This window comes from Halorubrum sp. SD612, from assembly GCF_002135005.1.
In genome coordinates this window covers 1-1,666 of the sequence record NZ_NEWI01000331.1, presented here as the reverse complement: position 1 = coordinate 1,666, position 1,666 = coordinate 1, and the positions used below count along the sequence as shown (strand labels likewise).

The following is a 1,666-nucleotide window of genomic DNA, read 5'->3' as shown; positions in this document are numbered from 1 at the left end:
TCCAAAGCCCCAGCCGGGAGGACGAAGACGCGCGACGCGCCACGGGCAGCCGGCGGCGAAGCCGCCGGCGACTGCCCCTTTGAGTCCCGCCCCGACCGCACCGCAACCGCGCCTCACACCTCCCCAGCCTCGCCGCTCGCTCGGGGCTCCCTTCGGTCGCCCCCGTCGCTCGCGGCGTCCCTCGCGCGTGCTCCTCGCGGCCGCCGAGGGCGGCCACTCGGAGGCACGCGCCGCCGCGTCTCTATTTATAAACGTTCGCGCAGCGTGTCGGCGGTCGCGTCGCCGACGCCGTCGACGTCGGTGAGGTCGTCGCGGGAGGCGTCGCGGACGTTCTCGACCGAACCGAAGCGGCGCAGGAGGCGGCGGCGCGTCTGGGGGCCGACGCCGGGCACGTCGTCGAGGACGGTCGCCACCTCGTCGCGAACGGTCTGGTGGTAGGAGACGGCGAAGCGGTGCGCCTCGTCGCGCACGCGCTGGAGCAGGTGGAGCTCGGGCGCGTCGTCGGACCACCGCCGGGTGCCGGTCGGGGTGACGACCAGCTCCTCCGCCTTCGCGAGCGCGACGACGGGGGCGTCCCACCCCGTCTCCGCGAGCGCGTCGCGGGCGGCGCCCAGCTGCCCCTCGCCGCCGTCGATGAGGAGGAGGTCGGGGTCGGGCCGGTCGTCCGAGCCGTCGAGCGCGCGCTCGGCGCGCCACCGGACCAGCTCGCGCATGTTGGCGTAGTCGTCGTTGCGGTCGGTGAGCTTCTTCCGCCGGTAGTCGGCCGTCTCCGCGCTCCCATCGACGAAGCACACGTCGGAGCCGACGACGGCGGTCCCCTGCGCGTGGCTCACGTCGAACCCCTCGATCCGGTCGGGACGGTCGATTCCGAGCCGGTCGCCGAGCGCGCCCACGGGGTCGTCGCGCCCGCCGCGCTTCCGGGCGTTCTTGAGGGCGAGCTCGACGAGCTTCGCCTCGCGGCCGGCGCCCGGCACGCGGACCGCGACCCCCTCGCCCTCCAGCCAGTCGACCACGTCGGGGTCGGCGGGCCGCTCGGCGAGCAGCACCGCGTCCGGGAACTCCCGCTCGGCGTAGTACTGCGCGAGGAACGCCGCGAGGACGGCGGCGGGGGTGTTGGCGTCGGGGTCGACGGGGTCCGCCTCGTCCGTCGTCGCCCCGTCGCCGGTCGACCCTTCCTCCACCGCCGCCGCGTCCAACCGGTGTCGGCTCCGGTCGACGAGCTGGCCGCGCTCGCTGTGGAGCCGGGCGACCCGCGCGGCGTCGCCCTCGACGGCGGCCGCGAGCACGTCGACGGTGCGGTCGTCGCTCCGGTCGCTGACGGCCTCGCCGCCCTCGCCGTGGAACGCCTCGACCGCTTCGAGGCGGTCGCGGAGGTTCGCGGCGCGCTCGAACTCGTTCGCCTCGGCCGCCGCCTCCATCCGGCGCCGGAGGGGGTCCGCGAGGACGCCGGTCTCCCCCTCGAAGAAGCGCCGCGCGGCGGCCACGTCCTCGGCGTAGTCCTCGGCGGCGATCTCCCCGGTACAGGGCGCCGAGCAGATCCCCATCTCGTAGTCGAGGCAGGGGCGGTCTCGCCCCTCGTACTTGTGGTCCGAGCAGCCGCGCAGCCGGTACTCGTCGCGGACCGCCTTCACCACGGTCTCGACGCGCCCCACGTCGGTGAACGGGC

1 protein-coding gene is annotated in these 1,666 nt (G+C 75.7%); it reads right to left on the bottom strand.

Going from position 1 to position 1,666, the window contains the following annotated elements; genetic code table 11:
• Positions 1–245: 245 nt before the first annotated feature.
• A partial coding sequence (locus B9G38_RS17045; RefSeq protein ID WP_086221156.1) for an excinuclease ABC subunit C occupies positions 246–1,666 on the bottom strand: 1,421 nt, incomplete at its 5' end.